Genomic DNA, 17,463 nt, shown 5'->3' with positions numbered 1-17,463 from the left:
GAGGCGAGAGTGGTGGTTGCATCCGTCGATACATTCCTCCACTACTCCGAGGAGATGGCGAAGATCGAGCAGGCTGCCATAGCCGCAGCTCCGGGAGTTCCTGCCTGACCAGGAACTCCTGATTTTGTGATATCTCGGGGTGCCTATGGAAGAGACTGTAGAAGAGCTGGTGACGAAACACACCCGGCGAGAGCTGGAGGAGATGGCAGTTCAGCTTGGGATCCAGAACATCGGGGGCACAAAGGCCCAGCTGGCCGAGAGCATAATCGAGGCCAGGAAGAAGGCGCCGCCCCAGATCGTCGAGCCTAGGCCAGCGGAGGTTCAGCTGAAACCAGAGGAGCGAAAGGAGGCGCCAGCAACGGCTGTGGAAGTCAAGCCCGCGGCACCTGCGGAGGTTCCTTCAGCAGCACAGGGAAGGGGTGTTCGGGCGAGGCAGGAATCGATACGTAGAAAGTCTGCGGAGCTGAGAAGCGCCGGAGTCGCCATCCGGGATGAGGGTGTGAGCAGAATGGCCAAGAGCGTTAGCGCCCTTAAAAAGTCAATAGAAGAGCAGGCCGCAGAGAACAAGAAGGGCATAGCAAAGATACGCACCGGTGTGCGTCAGATGAAGCTCTCAATCGGCAAGACCTCAGAGGAGCTGAGAAAAGCCGGTGAGCGCATCAGGGAGGAAGGTGCGAGGGAACTCAACGAAGGACTAAGGAAATTCAGAGCTGACCTAGACAGCCAGATCAGAGAGAATCGCGACGCTGTATCGAGGATGGGCTCTGGTGCAGCTGAGATCAGATCCGCCATGGACAAGATGTCCATAGATTTTAAGAAATCCGGCGAGCGCATCAGGGAGGAAGGTGCGAAGGAGCTCAACGAAGGACTAAGGAAGTTCAGAGCTGATCTGGACAGCCAGATCAGAGAGAACCGTGACGCCATATCTAAGATGAACACTGCCGCTAGGGAGCTGCACTCCAGAGCTCTGGCTCTCAGAGATGAGATGCAGAGATACGTCGAGCAGGATGTTAATAAATATATAAGAGATTTCTACTACGGTTAACCACCGGTAGATATTTTTTATGATCCCCAGAGGGTTCTAGATGAGATACGTTGTCACCCATCCAAGGCGTGTGAGAGGTGAGTCTGTCCACCAGACCTCGTGGGAGAAGAAGCTGCTTCTCTCAAAAGAGCGTGAGGAGATTCATGTGAAGGTGCAATCGCAGACAGCAGCGCGCGACCCGGAAGCCCTGAGAAAGGAGATCGAAGAAGCATATCTGATGCCTGAGGTAGAGCACTTCGTGGAGACTCCTGAGGTCAGGGAGACCGAGGCGAGGATGAGGCTCTGGCTCGAAGCTGGTTATCCTGTACATCTCATAGGCCCCACTGGATGTGGAAAGACCAGCCTCGCGATGCATGTCGCACGCCAGTTCGGAAGGCCAGTGGTCTGGATAAACGGGGACGAGTCGATAACGACGGCAGATCTCATAGGTGGCTACTCACAGATCGAGAACGAGAGCGTCCGGGACAAATACATCCACAACGTCTTCAAGAGCAAGGATGTAATGAAGGTGGAGTGGGTCGATAATCCATTATCGCTTGCATGCAAGTACGGATACACACTGATATACAATGAGTTCTCCAGGACAAAGCCCGCTGCGAACAATGTCTTCCTCTCCGTCTTTGAGGAGGGTGTGCTGGAGCTGCCCACGAAGTTCGGGGAGGACAGGTACATAAGAGTCCATCCGGAGTTCAGGGCCATCCTCACTTCGAACTCGATAGAGTATGCTGGCATACACAAACCACAGGATGCCCTTCTGGACAGAATGGTCGGGATATACACGGACTACTACGGATACGAGACCGAGGTGAGGATCGTCATGGAGCACACAGGGCTCGGAGAGGATGTGGCGCGCAGGGTGGTTGAGATCGTGAGGTACCTGAGGGAGCGGCTTCCGGATGCGCAGAAGCCCGGCACGAGAGCATGCATAATGATAGGCAAGGGCCTGAGGATGCTGAACGGAAACTCCAGCATCGGTCTGGATCAGATCTGCATAGATGTGATCGCCAACAAGACCAGCTCCAGGAAGGAGATGGAGGAGAAGAGGGAGCTGGTGTATGAGGCGATAGCAGCTGTACAGGAGGGTCCATGTGGATAGGGTCGGCGCCGTCATCCAGGATGCTGAGATCTCCAGGGTCAGCGAGATCTTCTCGCGAAGGCCGAGAGGGCTGAGAATCAACGAGACGGAGGCGCTAGTGGTCAGAGCCAGAACCGATGACGGCAGGGTGGCGGCCAGGACGTTTTACCTTTGCCTGAAGCCGGATGGCACAGTGGATCTCGATACCATAGCATCAGGAAGAAGCAGAGCAAGGCGCAGAAGACTGGCCTCGTTCCTCAACTACTACGGCCTCATCAGCAGAGCGGAGCGGTACAACCTCAGAGATGCGGTGAAGGTCTGGCGAGGAAAGCAGGTTGAGGCCATGAGGGACTGTGATCTGATATTCGTTCCCTAGGAGTTGGAGGATGACAGGAAAGCCTGGTCTCAAGGATATGCTCAGAATCGCCAGGACCTCAGCTGAGGATCTCCTCGGAAAGAGATTCGAGTCGATCAGCAGCATATCCAAAACAGAGGGCGGATGGATTGTGAACGTGGAGGTGCTGGAGCGCAGGGCCATACCGGACACGCAGGACATCATCGGCAGATATGAGATGACATTCGACGAGAACGGAGAGATCACCAGCTATCGTAGAATGGAGCTCCGCCATAGAGGAAGCCTGGAGAGAATAGAGGAGGAGTGAGCTCTGCCGCCGAAGAGGAGCGTCCAGAAGGGGATTTATGTTTACTGTGTGATCCGATCAGAAAATGCGGATTTCGGGCCCATCGGCTTCGGCAACAGCGATGTTCATACCATTGAATACAGAGACCTGTGCCCTGTTGTGAGCGAGGCGGAGCTGAAGGAGTACGATGTCGATGAAAAGGACGTGGAGACTCACAGGAGGGTCGTCAGGAGGGTGCTGGAGGAGCATGATGTTCTTCCGGTCGCATATGGCATGGTCTTCAAGGGAAGAAAGAACCTCGCTGTGGCCATGAGCGCTGGATATGCTGCAATGAAGAAGGCGTGGCCTGTTGTGGAGGGGCGCGTCGAACTTGGAGTCAAGGTGATCAAGCCAAGGAATGCAGATATGAACGGCCAGGATGAGGAGATCAGAAGGGGGATCGTGGGATTCCTCAGCGCCGCCTCGGTGGATTTCAAGAACCTCGACCTCTTCAGCGATCGATTACTTCTCAACACGGCGTTCCTTGTGGAGCGTTCGAGGATCGATGAGTTCTCGGAGCGTGTGAGCGCAATTATCGAGGAGCACAGCGATCTGAGGACAAACTATTCCGGACCGTGGCCGCCGTACAACTTCGTCGACATACACATCCTGGGGAAGAGCAGGAAGGGATTCAGACAGGCGAGGATAAATTGAGCGAAGATTCAGATCTCTACAGGGATCTTGTAAATCTGATCAGAGAGATGGACTCCAAAATGCTCACATCCGGTCATGTGACAGGGAGAGTGAGAGGGCCCTGCTTCTCCGTCCTGAGATACAGGATATCGATACATTCGCTGGATTCCTGCATCAGATAATGTCCAGTCAGTAGGGAGTAAGATATGACTAGAAGGTCCAAGATCATGGAGAACAGAAGGATCCAGCATACAAAGGTAATTGCACACCGCATGCGGCTGAGGAAGGATATACTGCCGTACCTCAGATCGAGGCGGGAGGAGATGTCGTGCAAAGCTGCAGTTCACATGATCAGGATAAAGAGGGCCTGGAATGAGAGCCTGGCAAAGTCCACAAAGCACATGCTTGATGTCAGGAGAAAACATATAGCTACAATTGCTCTCCACAAAAAACGGCTTGCAGAGATGAGATCCAAGTGATCTTTACGGCAGCTGGAGATGCTCCTTGATATCCCGCTGAGATGCTGGGATTTATCAGATCAGGCTCTCGTCGGATTGTGATTCGGTAACAGTATGTGCAAAAACGTGCAGAAAACGCACATGACTTGAGGTCGCCTATGTGTATGAAAATGATGATGCCATTTTCGTACCAATGTTAGATCAGGTATGAGATGTTTTGTTTGGAGTGTGCGGCATGTCAGATAGTTATGAGGATCGTCTGGACAGAATAGAACGCAGGCTGGATGAGATCGAGAGGGCTCTTAAATCCCTCAGGGGCGAGGGAGCGGGAGAGAAGAAAACCGCTGAGGAGCCGTCGATAGTTGGTGAGATCGTGAGCCAGTTCATTCCAGGCCTTGGTGGAATAATAAAAGCCCTTGAGGCCTCCTCTCCGGAGTTCAAGAGGAGAATTGCGGAGACAGATGCAGAGGTGCGGCACAGGATAGAGGTCGGATGGAGCAGCAGACCGGTTGTGGACTACAACATATCTGTGAGGCCGCTGAGCAAACCCGGGGCTCGAAGGCCGCCAGCAAGACCACCCGATGTCAGGATACCCGCCGCTCCCAGAAAGGAGCCGATAGTGGATGTGATGGACGACGGGGAGAGCATAACAATCGTCGCAGAGCTTCCAGGGGTGGATGAGGATGAGCTCTCTGTGACAGTAGTCAGAGAAGGAGTTCTGGAGATCCGGGCAGGAGAGTTCCTGAAGCTGGTGAAGCTCCCACCTGACGCCAGGAACATCAGCAGCAGAAGCTTCAAGAATGGCATACTTCAGCTCCGGATCGATCGCGTGAGGGGCTGAATCTGTTTAACGATCCCACTGTCTAGCAAACCTGGAGGTCATGCCGGCTGGTCGTCTGATGTGCTCATTCGCAAGGAGCACATGGCAGAGCTGTGCCTCTGCGGCATGTTATCATATGAACAAGAGCATTTTATGTCATCCGGGATCTCCGAGATACGATACCTCCACGTCCGGTGGCAGCCTGGGAACAACTTTGTGATGGGCGCCTATGAAGAGCAGGCCTGTCTCCCCATCGTGGAGAGTCTCCGCTATTCTTCTGGCGATATATGCGTCCCGTTCCTCGAGAAGGCGATCCTTCTCCATGTTGTATGCATCCAGCGCCCTTCTCTGCTCCTCGCCAGTTGTTGATACCATCGCCTTTATGTGCTGATACTCTTTCAGCAGCAGCTCAGGGCTCTCTGTGGCCTCGATCCTCGCGCCCCTATCCATGAGCTTCTTGATGATCTGATAGTTCCTGCTCCCCTTCGAGGCCGTCTCCAGGATTATCCTCTCTCCGAGCTCGCCGCCTGCAGGCAATCCATCCTGGTATATGCGCAGCCGAGCGGGATCTATATCCAGGAGATCGATCTCCCGCTCGAGCTCATCCCAGAAGCGCTCGATCCTCCTGCGGTTCTCCTCCCACCTCTCCCTTCCGAGCCTGGAGACGCCAATCCTCTCAAGCCCCTCCCTCATCGAGCCCATGTCCTCTGGCGAGTGGACTATCCTTGCGACTATCAGTTTTCTCAAGGAGACCAGCTCACACGATTTGTCTCTCTGCCTCTCAGCTTCCCTCATCTCAGAAACGCTGCCAGCCCGGTGCCCTCGCCTGTGTACGGCCCTCCGCTAGGAGGTGACGGCCGCCAGCTCTCGCTCATGAACTCCGCTATTTCTGGAGTGTGCTCTGTGTAGTTGATCCTGGGCGGCTGCCAGCCCTCCTGGATGAACTCGTATATAGGCTTTATATGCGTGTTCAAGCCGAAACCCGGAGATGTCCATGTGGGAAGGAGGAACTCGTAGATCTCCGGCGTGTGGCTGTACTCGGAGAGCGGAGGGAGCCACTCGGCATGGATCGATCTGTACTCGCCCAAAGCCCCGTATCCGGTCCAGGATATGTGGGTAGTGTTCTTCAGGGGCAAGCCGATGATGGCTATCTCCTTTGGAGACAGACCTATTCTCACAACATCTGATGCAGACGCTGTCGCTATGATTACCAGAGAGAGAAGCACGAACAGGACTCTCATGCCAGTTACTACGGTTTTAAAGAATATAGATCTTTGCGAACCTGCAGAGAATACAACTTGTGAATGCATCCCAGGCGCGGGATCCGGTTCCTGCACTTACACCATCGAAATCCACTGTTCGAGCAATTCAGCCTCAGAGAACCAGGGACCATCTAGTCCGTGGCTCTCGATTTCAGAATCATTCATCGATTCGAGCGCACTTGTCGCAGACGGGTTCCGCTGATCAGATGCCATCCGGCTGCGACCGGGCGATCGAAGGTATTTTAAAGAAAGAGCGATGATGCTTGGGGGATCTATATGGGCAGGGTAAAGCTTACCGAGACCGTCTTCAGAGACGCACACCAGTCGCTTCTCGCGACCAGGATGAGGACCCGGGACATGTTACCCATTGCTGAGCTTCTCGATCAGGTCGGCTATTTCTCGATGGAGGTCTGGGGCGGTGCTACGTTTGATACATGCATACGTTACCTGAATGAGGATCCCTGGGAGCGTTTGAGGGCTCTGAAGTTGGCGATGCCCAACACCCAGATGCAGATGCTTCTCAGAGGGCAGAACCTTGTGGGGTACAGGCACTATGCCGATGATGTAGTGGAGAAGTTCGTCGAGAGGGCAGCCAAAAATGGTGTCGATGTCTTTCGCATATTCGATGCGGTCAACGATATAAGAAACATGGAGAAGTCCATCAGGGTCGCGAAGCGGATGGGCGCGCATGTGCAGGGCGCTGTCTGCTACACCATAAGCCCGGTTCACACCATAGAGCAGTTCACGGAATTCACCGTGCGACTGGCGGAGATGGAGTGCGACTCGATATGCATAAAGGATATGGCAGGTCTGATATCCCCCCACTATGCAAGCGAGCTTGTGAGGTCGATAAAGCGCGAGGTTAACCTGCCCGTCTGCCTGCACACACACTGTACCGCTGGCCTTGCCCAGATGAGCTACCTTGCAGCCGTGGAGGCAGGCGCAGACATCCTCGATACAGCGATATCCCCGCTCTCGGGAGGCAGCTCGCAGCCATCCACAGAGAGCGTCGTGGCCGCGTTCAGAGAGACACCATACGATACCGGGCTTGATCTGGAGCTGCTCACGGAGATAAAGCGCTACTTTGACAAGCTCATGGAAGTGTATGCGCCTGTATTCAATCCGATAGCTGCCAAGATAGACACAAATGTGCTCGTTTACCAGGTTCCGGGAGGCATGCTCTCCAACCTTGTGGCACAGCTGATCGAGCAGAAGGCGATCGACAGATACGATGAGGTTCTTGCCGAGATCCCAAGGGTCAGGGCAGACCTGGGCTATCCACCGCTGGTCACGCCGACCAGCCAGATAGTGGGGACCCAGGCGGTTCTAAACGTGCTCACGGGCGAGAGGTACAAGGTCGTCCCGAAGGAGGTCCGCGATTACGTTAAGGGTCTCTACGGGAGACCACCTGCGGAGATCGATCCGAAGATACGCATGAAGATACTCGAGGATGAGGAGCCGATAACTGTGAGGCCTGCGGATCTCCTGCCTCCAGAGTACGAGGCTGCTGTCAGGGAGGTCGATGCGCTGGGTCTTGCGAAGAAGGAGGAGGATTATCTCACATACGCTCTTTACCCGCAGATAGCCATAAAGTTCCTGAAGGGACAGGCGACCGAGGAGCCTCTAGTCAAGAAGGATGCGAAGGCTGCGGTGGCTGTGAAGGGCGGCGTGCCTGTTGCATTCAACGTTGAGGTTGACGGAGAGGCGTACATTGTGAAGGTCGCCCCTGTTGGCATAAGCATACAGGAGGCGCAGCCGAAGGCTCCCAGAGATGGAGTCACAGTGCCGATGCAGGGGGTTCTGATAAGGTACAAGGTTAAGAAAGGCGACAGGGTCAACAAGGGGGATGTTGTCGCGATACTCGAGGCGATGAAGATGGAGAACCCGATATACGCGGACAAGAGCGGTACAGTTAAGGAGATATACATAGACACAGGGAAGACGGTCTCTCCAGGCGATGTGCTTATGTCCATAGAGTGATGATCCGTTGGTGACATCTGGAAATGCAGCACCCTGAATGTGCCCAACTGCCGCTCTGTTCGGAGCGATGAGGCATATCAGGAGGCTGCTTAAAACCAATTTTCGATAGGAGCTGCGATATGAGGAAGGAACAGGTGCTTATAGAGGCTCTGCCGTACATAAGGGAGTTTCACGACTCGATAATGGTGATAAAGATCGGCGGCTCGATAATGACGAACCGCGAGATCCTGGAGAACTTTATACAGGACATAATCCTGCTCAGATACATCGGCATCCATCCTGTGGTAGTTCATGGGGGCGGTCCTGAGATCTCGGAGACCATGAAGCGTCTTGGGAAAAAGGCCGAGTTCGTCGCTGGTCTGAGGGTCACCGACAGGGAGACGCTTGAGATCGCCAGAATGGTGCTTTTGGGCAACATCAATGCAGAGCTGGTATCTCTCATAGGCAAGCATGGCGGTAAGGGCATCGGGCTTTCGGGTAAAGATGGCATGCTGATAGTGGCGAGGAAGAAGCCGCCGATGAATGTGAACGGGGAGAACATAGATCTGGGATATGTCGGAGAGGTCGAGGAGATAAACCCCGAGATACTGATGATCACCGCAGGGAAGGGCTACATCCCTGTGATTTCGCCCATTGCGATCGACAGGGAGGGGAACAGCCTGAACGTCAACGCTGATACCGTGGCCGGAGCTGTTGCAGTCGCACTGCGTGCGAAGAAGCTCATATCCATCACAGATGTGGAGGGTGTTAGAGAGGATCCGAACGATCCGGGTAGGGTTATCTCACAGTTCTCGCCCTCCGAGTTCCAGAGGCTTGTTGAGCGGGGCATCATAAAGGGCGGCATGATCCCGAAGGTCGAGGCGTGTGTCCAGGCTGTTGAGCGCGGCGTCGAGAAGGCACACATAATCGACGGCAGGATACCTCATGCGATCATACTCGAGCTTCTGACAGATGCAGGCATAGGCACGATGATAATGAACACCAACTGACCCTCACCTCATCCTCCTGACTCTGAGCGTCTGCCCGGTTATCCCCACAACCTCGACCGTCTCTCCTTTTTCGATCCTTTCGTCAGCCTCCGCCTTCCAGTACTCCCCACGGTATATGACATAGCCCTTCGGATCCAGGGTCTCGATCGCCTCTGCATACTGTCCTGCGGTCTCCTCGAAAGTCGGCCTGCGCCTCGCCTCTGCTATCTTGTAAACCGCGAACGCGAAGAATCCAGCCATCGTCAGGGATGGGAGCAGGAAGAGCCTGATGACAGAACGCTGGTACTCTCCGGGAAGATACCACTCCGGGAATCCAATGGGCGCGAACAGGAGCGTTCCCAGTATGATGCATATCAGTCCTGCAACACCCAGAACACCCATCGCATGGGTGTGGAGCTCTGCCAGGATCAGGCCCATGCCGAGGATTATGAGAAACAGGGCGCCGATGTTGACATCGAAACCCTGGCCGATGAGCCCGAGCGCGATCGCTATGACCCCGAAGACCTCTGCTCCGAGGCCTGGATTTGAGATCCCGAAGATGAGGGCGTAGAGGCCGATTAGCAGCAGCAGTCCAGCGATTGTTGGATCTGACAAAAGCATCAGCACCCTGAGCCTAAGGTCGGGCTGGAAGGTAACCACCGCGGCACCCTCTGTCATGAGAGTCCTGTTCTTCGCAGTGCTGCCGTTGATCGATCTGAGGAGACTGCTGACATCCGGGGAGACGTGCTCGATCACCCTGTACTCCAGCGCCTCCTCTGCATTCAGATTTAGGTTGCTCAGCACGAACTCCCGTGCTGCGGTCCTGTTCCGCCCGTGGACCTTGGCCTTCTCCTCGATGAGCGCCACTATGGCGTTCGTCGTCTTCGTGTCGTTGACAGGCTCAGTAGCACCTGTGGGTAGGAGCCTGACCGGCTGGGCCGAGCCTATGATCGTGTTAGGGGCCATGGCTGCTATGTCAGTGCTGATCAGTATCATTGTGCCAGCGGACCACGCCTTCGCTCCCGGCGGGGATACGTATCCCACCACAGGTATCTCTGTCCTCTCCACGGCAGCTATTATCTCCAGGGTCTCGCTCAGGCCGCCACCAGGGGTGTCGAGCATCATGATCAATGCATCCGCATTCGAGCTCTCAGCGTAACCTATCGCGGCCTTCACAAGATCATCGCTCGCCGGCGTTATGGCTCCGTCTATCCTGAGGGTGATAACATCCCCCGTGCAGGGATACGAGAGCATGATCAGCAGCACCAAAGCCTTCAGGTACGGCCCCATGCGATCGTTCCTCATGTCTGACTTCTTCCCGCCTCCTCAGCAGTCCTCTGTAGGGCTGCCACCAGACCTGCTGTGCTTCCAACGTCTGAGCCGGAGGTCACAACTATCAGGTTCCTCTCCCTGGCGATCTCCGCAAGGGTCTGGAGCTCCCTGAGCTTTATGGCCACAGGCGCGTGCTGATAAAGCGCAGCAGCCTCGGCCATCGTCCTGGATGCCTGGAGCTCGCCATCCGCCAGGATTATCCTTGACCTCTTCTCCCTCTCGGCCTCTGCCTGCTTCGCTATCGCTCTCATCATCGATTCAGGAAGGCTCACGTCTCTCAGCGTGACGGCAGTCACCTTTATGCCCCATGGATCCGTGTGCCTGTCGAGGATGGTCTGGAGCTTCAGGTTCAGCTCCTCCCTCTTCGAGAGGAGATCATCCAGATCTATCTGCCCCAAGACATCCCTCAGTGTCGTCTGCGAGAGAAGAGCGGTCGCAACCCTGTAGTTCTCCACCTGGATCACGGCCTTCGCCGGGTCCATGACGCGGTAGTATATCACAGCATCAACATCCACTGTAACGTTATCCCTCGTTATCACGACCTGCTTCTGCACATCTATTGTCACAACACGGAGATCTATGAGCTGCACCCGGTCTATGATCGGTATTATGAAGAAGAGACCCGGGCCCTTGACGCCGCTGTACCTGCCGAGACGGAAGACGACGACACGCTCATACTCCCTCACAATCTTCATCGACTGGCTCAGAAGTATGAGCAGAATGACTATCACTATCGGAAGCTGAGAATCAAGCAAAGCCACACGAACACCTCATAATGCTTTTAGCCGTTCTTGTATATTAAAAGCTGTGTTGCCTTCACTGCGTGTGAGACGATCTCGGCGCCATGCAAGCTTGGGTCTCCTTTGGTGCATGGCTGAGCCAGCACTTCACAGACCATCGGATGGACGCTCTTGTATTAAGCAACCTGGAGTTCAGAGCAGAGGTTGCTTGATGCATTCACCCGCTCACCAGGAATGCACATCTGGACCAGTGCCTTCACATTATCAGATGTGGCTCATCCCTATGATTCAGCGGATCAGTAATCTTGTAAAGAGATGTGACGTCAACAGCTGATGGTAGAGGTTATCAGAGTTCGCATCTCCGACGATTCGATCACATGAGCCTCAGATGAATAAGAGCGCAAATGTATAGTTACAGCGCCTCAGCTTATAACGTGGCGTATTTTGTAAGTGGTTTTTGGCGCTGTCAGATTTAGCGAAATATAGGGAGGCGAGATGCTCACGTTCATGAGCATTGACAGCTCCGAGAACAGCGTGTTGTTAACAAGATCGCTGATATAGGGAGGAGTGTAGATCATGTTGATGGATGTGCGGTCTGTCGAGACGTAGCCTGAGTACTCAGATGTCTCGTTAATGGGGGCAGCCTGTGCCTCTGTCTGGCTCTCCTGTCTGCCCGAAAAGAGCTCCTCAAGCTCCTCCAGCTCGCTCTTCGATATATCCTTTTCCACAACCTTCGGTATTGAGAGGGCGGGTGAGAGCATAAGAGATACAACAACCGCCAGCACAACCAATCTCCGCATGATACCCCCACAGGAGAAGCCCCGGGCGTGATTCGAACACGCGACCTAGTGATTACAAGTCACTCGCTCTGACCAGCTGAGCTACCGAGGCGAATATCGGGGCATGACTTCTCGCTTTTATGACTTAAAGGCTTTGCTCTGAGTCCCTCGAGCAGCTGGCATGTCTTGCACACACTGCTCCCCGCAGGCTCGCCGCACCTCTCGCAGCGCTGGAGATCCACATGAACATCAGGCGCGAGCTCGCGGATCCTGTCGAATCCCCTCAGGATCGAGTACTTGGTGCCCGGATGTCTCGCCTCCATCTCGTTTAACATGTTCTTGACCTCGAGACGCATAGCCCTGGGCACGTTCGGGCAGGATTTGTGGTCTCTTGGGAATATCCCGTGAAGCATCGCGTAGGTCGCGACCTCGCGCTCCGGAATCCTCCTGAGGGGCTTTATCCTGTAGACCATCCCCTCCCTGGGACGCTTCGGCACAAGCCTGAAGAGCCTGTCTACATCGCCCCTGAGGTAGTTCAGAAGCACGGTCTGGGCCTCGTCATCGAGGTTGTGGCCTGTGGCAAGCGCGACCGCGTCTAGCTCTCTGGCGGTTCTGTTCAGCAGGTGCTTTCTCATTACGCCGCAGTACGTGCATGGAGCCTGGCTGAGGTCCTCTCTTGAGATCTCATCAATTGTTATGTTGAACTCCTCTCTGAAGCTGAGAGTTATGTGGGGCACCTCAAGCCGATCTGCGAGCTCGGAGGCAGTTTTCAGCGTGTTCTCCCTGTAGCCGCTTATGCCCTCATCGACCATCAGGGCGATGAGCTCGATGTCCCTCCGGTGGGAGAATATCCTCTTCAGTGTGTAAAGAAGCACAGAGCTGTCCTTCCCTCCGCTGAGGGCGACGGCAACCCTGCCTCCTCTGGAGAATATCCTGTAGGCTCTGAGACTCTCGCGGATCTTTCTCTGCACGTCCTCCTCGAAGTGCTCAGCGCAGAGATTGAGGCCCGAATAGCGCTGGTGTATCACCGAGGGCCTGCTGCACCTGCTGCATGGGATCATGGCTTGACCATGTCTTCAGGCTGATGGACTTTTGCATTCTCAGGGCTGGCTCTCGCCTCCAGAGCCCTGAGATTCCGCGCTTCCGCTCTCTCCCGCGGGCTTCTCAGGTGGCGATATCAGCTCAGCGCGGAACCTGTCCTCCGGCGTGTGCCTCTCGACAAACCTTACCTCCTTCAGCCCCAGCGTCCTCAGGGCCATGTCTGCGAGCCAGCGCCTTATCATGAGCCAGTCCTTGAAGTAGGAGATCTCCCAGGGGACGATTATCTCGGCCACGTCGTCTGTTATCTTTGATTCGAGCTCGATATCGCTGAAGATCTTGATCATCGCTCTGAGCTTCTCCTCCCTGTCCTCTATGCGCTCCAGTATCCTGTAATCGAACCTCACGCTCTTATCGGCGAGGGGATGGTTGAAGTCGATCGTCGCCTTTCTCCCAACGATCCTTGTGACAGTCCCTATTTTGCCATCGACGGAGACACGCATCCCAGGATATGGCTTCTCATCCTTGAATCTGTTGAGCATCACAGTCTCAATCTTCTCCGGATCGCGAACGCCGTATGCCTTCTCAGGCGGCAGCTCGACAGATCCTGCGTGCCCCGGCTCCTTTCCAATGAGCTCTTCCTCGAAACCGGGCACTATCTGGCCAGCTCCCAGAATCACAATCCTTGGGCCGTAGATCGCATTCTCGTCGTATATCCCGTTCTCCCTTGCGACATCGGCGCTTGTGGATGTGAACACCTTGCCATCCACGATCCCTGTATATTCCAGCTTTATAATATCTCCTTTATTCAGACTCATCTCATAACCATCCTGATGATCGAGACAGATAAACGCACAAGAACCATGGGTACTTTTACTTATATCTATCTGGTGTGGCACTGTGCCCATGGCGAGCAGGCAGGGTCGGTGATCATCACAGTTCTAGGGGTCGATGTTGGGTATAGCATGCATAGCTGCGCGCATTGGATAGGCGCAGCGGCTTTGCTATAAGCATGGAATGTGCGAGGAACTCTCTCAGGAGAGCGATAAAGCTATAACTGACGTGGAGCTATTACGCATCAATGACTCAGCTACTAAAGACCGCAGCCCTTACGGTCGACTTCATCGATGAGGCTCGGAGGATCGAGGCGCATGGGGCCCTCTCGCTTATGGTCCAGCCGATACTGAAGAAGATAAACGAGAGGCTGGCGGAGGAGAAGCCTGCGCTTGTGAGGAGCGATGCGATAATACCATCAACCTGGCTGCCGCCGATACCGAGCGGGCCATTCAGGCGTCTCATCACGAATGAGGCCAGGATAGCGATAGGCCGCGAGGTCCCCCAGACTGTGAGCATAGAGGTGACACGCAGGTGCGGGTGCAGCTGTGACCACTGCACGCTCCAGGAGGGCGAGGGTGAGCTCTCCTCAGATGCGATCAGGAGCGTCATAGACCAGGCTCTGGATATGGGCGCATGTATAATCACGTTCACAGAGGGCGATCCTCTCCTCAGGCCTGACATAATCGATCTTGTGAAGCATGTGGATAAGGAGAGGGCTGTTGTCAACCTCTTCACTCCCGGGCTCGAGATGACCCCTGAGATTGCTGATGCGCTGAGGGAGGCAGGCCTTTACAACCTCATCATAGGGGTTTACAGCGCTGACCCAAGGGTACACGATGAGATCCGGGGCGTTGTGGGAGCACATGAGAGAGCTCTGGCTGCGATCAGGATGGGGCTGAAGGCAGGCCTGATGGTGACGATGTCAACTCATGTGAACTCCGAGAGGGTCAATACGCTTCCGGAACTCTACGAGCTTGCCAGAGAGCTCGGGGTTCATGAGCTATCTGTGTGGGAGGCGATACCGAGGAGTGAGGAGGATCGTCTGACCCGTATCGACAGGGAGAAGATCATACGCTTCTACAGAAAGATGAACGCGTCTCAGGATGGTCCAAGGGTCTTCGCAAGCACGTACTTCGAGGGCGAGATGCTGGGATGCATGGCAGGCAGACGCTGGCTGCATGTGGGTGTGGATGGCGGGGTCAGAGGGTGTCCTTACCTCAGCAGGGTCTACGGGAACGTTCTTGATGCCCCCCTCTCTGAGATATGGAGGTTGATGAGGCGGTCCGGTGATTTCAGCGGGTTCAGATCCGAGTGCCCAGCACAGGAGATCACATGAAGGGCGCCCGATTTCATTCTGGGGGCGTATCTGCAGGCTCAAATAAACATCTGACCACGTTGATATCTGGACATCAGCCAGTACAGCTCGTATGGCTTTTTCCAATTGTTAAATTTTAAGTTAATATCTTTTTAATGTTTGGCACCAAAGAGTACAGCAGCATGCTATTATTTTATGCCAATTTGCTATATAAATATGCAAAATATCATATCTACGGACTCTTGAGCATGATCGGTATTCGCAGGGCAGATCATGTCAAAATTAATTATAAAATATTATAAATAATAAGGTGCTCTCTGTGGTATCGCGCAGAAGTTATTCCTCCACGAAACTATCTGGTTTCTCTCACTCGATCTGTAATGCGAATTCACTGATTGGTGTGATGTTTGGTGCCTCTAGTTATTAAAATAAGTATCATTTTTTAAAGTATTTTGTTAATTATAATTTTGCTTCGCGATCTTATTAAAATAATTTATTATTTATTTCAAATCTCGATCAAAACATTTAAGTAGATATGCATCGACTGTATTAGCGGCGGGAGGTTGTAATGATATGGCCGGACCTGGATACGGCTTGATGTCGTATCATCGCTCCAGGGTACGGTTTCCATTGCGCCTTTCTGCTAGAAGGTAAAGGAGGATAAGGAACGTGTCTGACAAGATAGACATATATAGTGACCGTGGGGTTCTTTTAAAGAGTGACGTTGACCTCAGCGCCATCAGCCCACTCAGGAACGCAGCTATCCAAAAGCTTGCGAAACTGACAAGGCGAACTGTCGCAGTAAACCTGGCAGGAATTGAGAATGCTCTGAAGACAGGACGCGTCGCTGGCGGCAGAAGGCAGATCAAGGGCCGCGAGCTGAACTACGACATTGTCGCAAATGCACAGCCGCTCGCTGAGAAGATAAAGGCCCTTCTGCAGGTAACACCCGGCGACGATACAAATGTGCAGGTCCTCGGTGGAGGCAAGCAGCTTCTCGTCCAGATCCCATCGGCCAGGGCGGAGATCGCCTCTGAGTTCGTGGTCGGAATGACAGCTGCCGCAGCTGCCACAGTCGAGGCGATAATCCAGCACTTCAAGGCAGGGCTCTTCGATGCTCCGATGATCCATGCCGCGGTGTGGGGCGAGTACCCGCAGACGGTCGGCATGAACGGCGGAAACGTAGCGTCTGTTCTCAACATCCCCCAGAACGATGAGGGTCTGGGCTTCGCATACAGGAACGTCATGGCGAACCACATCGCTGCGATCACAAAGAGAAACGCCATGAATGCCGCATCCCTCGCCGCGATACTCGAGCAGATGGGCGAGTTTGAGATGGGCAACGCGATTGGCATCTTCGAGAGGCATCAGCTCCTTGCTCTTGCGTACCAGGGACTCAATGCCGACAACATGGTCTATGATCTGGTCAAGAAGAACGGCAAGACCGGCACAATAGGCACGGTAGTCCACAGCGTCGTCGAGAGGGCGCTTGAGGACAAGGTCATAAAGCCCGGCAAGAAGTTCCCATCCGGATATGTGATGTACGAGGCCAATGATGTATCCATGTGGAATGCGTACAACGCAGCTGGCGTTCTCGCAGCCACGATGGTCAACTGCGGTGCTCTGAGGGGCGCCCAGGCCGTATCCTCGACGCTGCTGTACTACAACGACCTCGTCGAGAAGGAGACCGCTCTGCCTGCCTGCGACTTCGGCAGGGTGATGGGTACTGCCGTCGGATTCTCGTTCTTCAGCCACTCGATCTACGGCGGCGGCGGGCCCGGTGTGTTCAACGGCAACCACATCGTGACCAGGCACTCCAGAGGCATGGCTATACCCTGCGTCGCGGCTGCTGTGGCTCTTGATGCCGGCACACAGATGTTCACACCCGAGATGACATCCGGCCTCGTCGGAGCCATCTACGGAGAGATAAAGGAGTTCCGTGAGCCGATTGTATCGGTGGCGGAGGCAATCTAAGATAGGCGAAACACATGGTCACTATTAAATCAGACACGGATTCGGAACCGGTCCAGGTGGAGATCTTACCCAGCAGGTTCCTCTCGCCGGAGACGACCCAGAAGCTCCTGAACGAGCTATACACCAGTGGAGGCATCATCCGCATGATGATCCAGGGGCCGAACCTCCCGAGGACGGTGACATACGGCCCAGGAAAGGGATTGCCGATAGAGGAGCACCGGAACCTCCTCGTGGAGGTGGGAGGTGAGGTCCTGGAGCTCAGGGTCAAGGTCGGCAGGATCCGACTGGAGCTCGAGGGCGAGGAGTTCCTGCCTGGAATCCAGGCAGCGTGTGAGCGAGCGCTGCCCTTCAGCTTCCAGATAAAGAGAGGGAAGTTCTTCCGCGAGATCTCCACGATCTCCGACTATGCAAAGTACGGAAAGGATGCGGACAAGCGCATCCTCGGACTGGTCGATCCGCGAGCCAAGAAGGAATCAGCTCTGGCCATTCTGTCTGAAAAGGATAGTGACAAGAAGGAGGAGAGATAA

The 17,463-nt window shown here is 54.5% G+C and carries 20 protein-coding genes, 1 tRNA gene and 1 pseudogene; 14 read left to right on the top strand and 8 right to left on the bottom strand.

What is annotated here, in order from left to right:
• The 9 genes and pseudogenes from QFX31_RS00535 to QFX31_RS00495 all read left to right on the top strand — a co-directional run.
• A pseudogene (locus QFX31_RS00535) lies at positions 1-108 on the top strand (gas vesicle protein); the annotation flags it as partial.
• Between the two features lie 37 nt (positions 109-145).
• On the top strand, positions 146-1,045 hold the full coding sequence (locus tag QFX31_RS00530) for a hypothetical protein (protein ID WP_348530204.1): 900 nt from the start codon (positions 146-148) through the stop codon (positions 1,043-1,045).
• A 40-nt stretch (positions 1,046-1,085) separates the two neighbouring features.
• Complete coding sequence (gene gvpN / locus QFX31_RS00525; protein ID WP_348530203.1) at positions 1,086-2,141, top strand: gas vesicle protein GvpN; 1,056 nt, start codon at positions 1,086-1,088, stop codon at positions 2,139-2,141.
• Positions 2,134-2,496, top strand: coding sequence for a hypothetical protein (locus QFX31_RS00520; protein WP_348530202.1), 363 nt, complete (start codon positions 2,134-2,136; stop codon positions 2,494-2,496). The genes gvpN and QFX31_RS00520 overlap by 8 nt, the downstream gene beginning before the upstream one ends.
• Positions 2,497-2,506: 10 nt before the next feature.
• Entirely contained in the window at positions 2,507-2,782 is a 276-nt protein-coding gene (locus QFX31_RS00515; protein ID WP_348530201.1) for a gas vesicle protein, read from the top strand.
• Between the two features lie 3 nt (positions 2,783-2,785).
• Complete coding sequence (locus QFX31_RS00510; protein WP_348530280.1) at positions 2,786-3,454, top strand: GvpL/GvpF family gas vesicle protein; 669 nt, start codon at positions 2,786-2,788, stop codon at positions 3,452-3,454.
• Positions 3,451-3,615 carry a hypothetical protein gene (locus QFX31_RS00505; protein ID WP_348530200.1) on the top strand — a complete coding sequence of 55 codons (165 nt, stop codon included), beginning with the start codon at positions 3,451-3,453 and terminating at the stop codon, positions 3,613-3,615. The genes QFX31_RS00510 and QFX31_RS00505 overlap by 4 nt, the downstream gene beginning before the upstream one ends.
• 24 nt (positions 3,616-3,639) lie before the next feature.
• On the top strand, positions 3,640-3,912 hold the full coding sequence (locus QFX31_RS00500) for a hypothetical protein (RefSeq protein WP_348530199.1): 273 nt from the start codon (positions 3,640-3,642) through the stop codon (positions 3,910-3,912).
• 214 nt (positions 3,913-4,126) lie between these two features.
• The gene (locus tag QFX31_RS00495; protein ID WP_348530198.1) at positions 4,127-4,732 is read left to right on the top strand and encodes an Hsp20/alpha crystallin family protein; all 606 of its coding nucleotides are present in this window, start codon (positions 4,127-4,129) and stop codon (positions 4,730-4,732) included.
• 135 nt (positions 4,733-4,867) lie between these two features.
• Here the strand turns inward: QFX31_RS00495 and QFX31_RS00490 are convergent, their stop codons facing one another.
• Both QFX31_RS00490 and QFX31_RS00485 read right to left on the bottom strand, forming a co-directional pair.
• Positions 4,868-5,458 carry a hypothetical protein gene (locus QFX31_RS00490; protein WP_348530197.1) on the bottom strand — a complete coding sequence of 197 codons (591 nt, stop codon included), beginning with the start codon at positions 5,456-5,458 and terminating at the stop codon, positions 4,868-4,870.
• A 44-nt stretch (positions 5,459-5,502) separates the two neighbouring features.
• Positions 5,503-5,952, bottom strand: a complete 450-nt coding sequence (locus QFX31_RS00485; RefSeq protein ID WP_348530196.1) for a hypothetical protein — start codon at positions 5,950-5,952, stop codon at positions 5,503-5,505.
• A gap of 297 nt (positions 5,953-6,249) precedes the next feature.
• Between QFX31_RS00485 and oadA the strand changes: the two genes are divergently transcribed.
• Entirely contained in the window at positions 6,250-7,953 is a 1,704-nt protein-coding gene (gene oadA / locus QFX31_RS00480) for a sodium-extruding oxaloacetate decarboxylase subunit alpha (RefSeq protein ID WP_348530195.1), read from the top strand.
• 119 nt (positions 7,954-8,072) lie between these two features.
• On the top strand, positions 8,073-8,942 hold the full coding sequence (gene argB / locus QFX31_RS00475; RefSeq protein WP_348530194.1) for an acetylglutamate kinase: 870 nt from the start codon (positions 8,073-8,075) through the stop codon (positions 8,940-8,942).
• A gap of 3 nt (positions 8,943-8,945) precedes the next feature.
• Here argB and QFX31_RS00470 read toward each other — a convergent pair whose 3' ends face one another.
• The 6 genes from QFX31_RS00470 to QFX31_RS00445 all read right to left on the bottom strand — a co-directional run bounded on the left by QFX31_RS00470 (position 8,946) and on the right by QFX31_RS00445 (position 13,628).
• Entirely contained in the window at positions 8,946-10,226 is a 1,281-nt protein-coding gene (locus QFX31_RS00470; RefSeq protein WP_348530193.1) for a nodulation protein NfeD, read from the bottom strand.
• On the bottom strand, positions 10,223-11,014 hold the full coding sequence (locus tag QFX31_RS00465; protein ID WP_348530192.1) for a slipin family protein: 792 nt from the start codon (positions 11,012-11,014) through the stop codon (positions 10,223-10,225). The genes QFX31_RS00470 and QFX31_RS00465 overlap by 4 nt, the downstream gene beginning before the upstream one ends.
• Positions 11,015-11,415: 401 nt before the next feature.
• Positions 11,416-11,793, bottom strand: a complete 378-nt coding sequence (locus QFX31_RS00460) for a hypothetical protein (RefSeq protein ID WP_348530191.1) — start codon at positions 11,791-11,793, stop codon at positions 11,416-11,418.
• 17 nt (positions 11,794-11,810) lie between these two features.
• Positions 11,811-11,884: transfer RNA gene (locus QFX31_RS00455), tRNA-Thr, on the bottom strand.
• Positions 11,853-12,833 (bottom strand): TIGR00269 family protein, encoded by a 981-nt coding sequence (locus QFX31_RS00450; RefSeq protein WP_348530190.1) that lies wholly within the window; start codon positions 12,831-12,833, stop codon positions 11,853-11,855. Before QFX31_RS00450 ends, QFX31_RS00455 begins: the two co-directional genes overlap by 32 nt.
• A 39-nt stretch (positions 12,834-12,872) precedes the next feature.
• The gene (locus QFX31_RS00445; protein ID WP_348530189.1) at positions 12,873-13,628 is read right to left on the bottom strand and encodes a peptidylprolyl isomerase; all 756 of its coding nucleotides are present in this window, start codon (positions 13,626-13,628) and stop codon (positions 12,873-12,875) included.
• 263 nt (positions 13,629-13,891) lie between these two features.
• Here QFX31_RS00445 and QFX31_RS00440 point away from each other — a divergent pair, with 263 nt between their 5' ends.
• The 3 genes from QFX31_RS00440 to mcrD all read left to right on the top strand — a co-directional run bounded on the left by QFX31_RS00440 (position 13,892) and on the right by mcrD (position 17,463).
• Positions 13,892-14,983, top strand: coding sequence for a radical SAM protein (locus QFX31_RS00440; protein WP_348530188.1), 1,092 nt, complete (start codon positions 13,892-13,894; stop codon positions 14,981-14,983).
• Between the two features lie 648 nt (positions 14,984-15,631).
• The gene (mcrB, locus tag QFX31_RS00435) at positions 15,632-16,936 is read left to right on the top strand and encodes a coenzyme-B sulfoethylthiotransferase subunit beta (protein ID WP_348530187.1); all 1,305 of its coding nucleotides are present in this window, start codon (positions 15,632-15,634) and stop codon (positions 16,934-16,936) included.
• 56 nt (positions 16,937-16,992) lie between these two features.
• Positions 16,993-17,463: a methyl-coenzyme M reductase operon protein D gene (gene mcrD, locus QFX31_RS00430; protein WP_348530186.1), complete on the top strand. Its 471-nt coding sequence runs from the start codon at positions 16,993-16,995 to the stop codon at positions 17,461-17,463.

The sequence above is a fragment of the Methanothrix sp. genome (assembly GCF_030055635.1).
In the GTDB taxonomy this organism is placed as follows: Archaea; Halobacteriota; Methanosarcinia; order Methanotrichales; family Methanotrichaceae; genus Methanothrix_B.
Note: the sequence above shows the minus strand (reverse complement) of the source record. Positions and strands in the feature narration are given on the sequence as shown.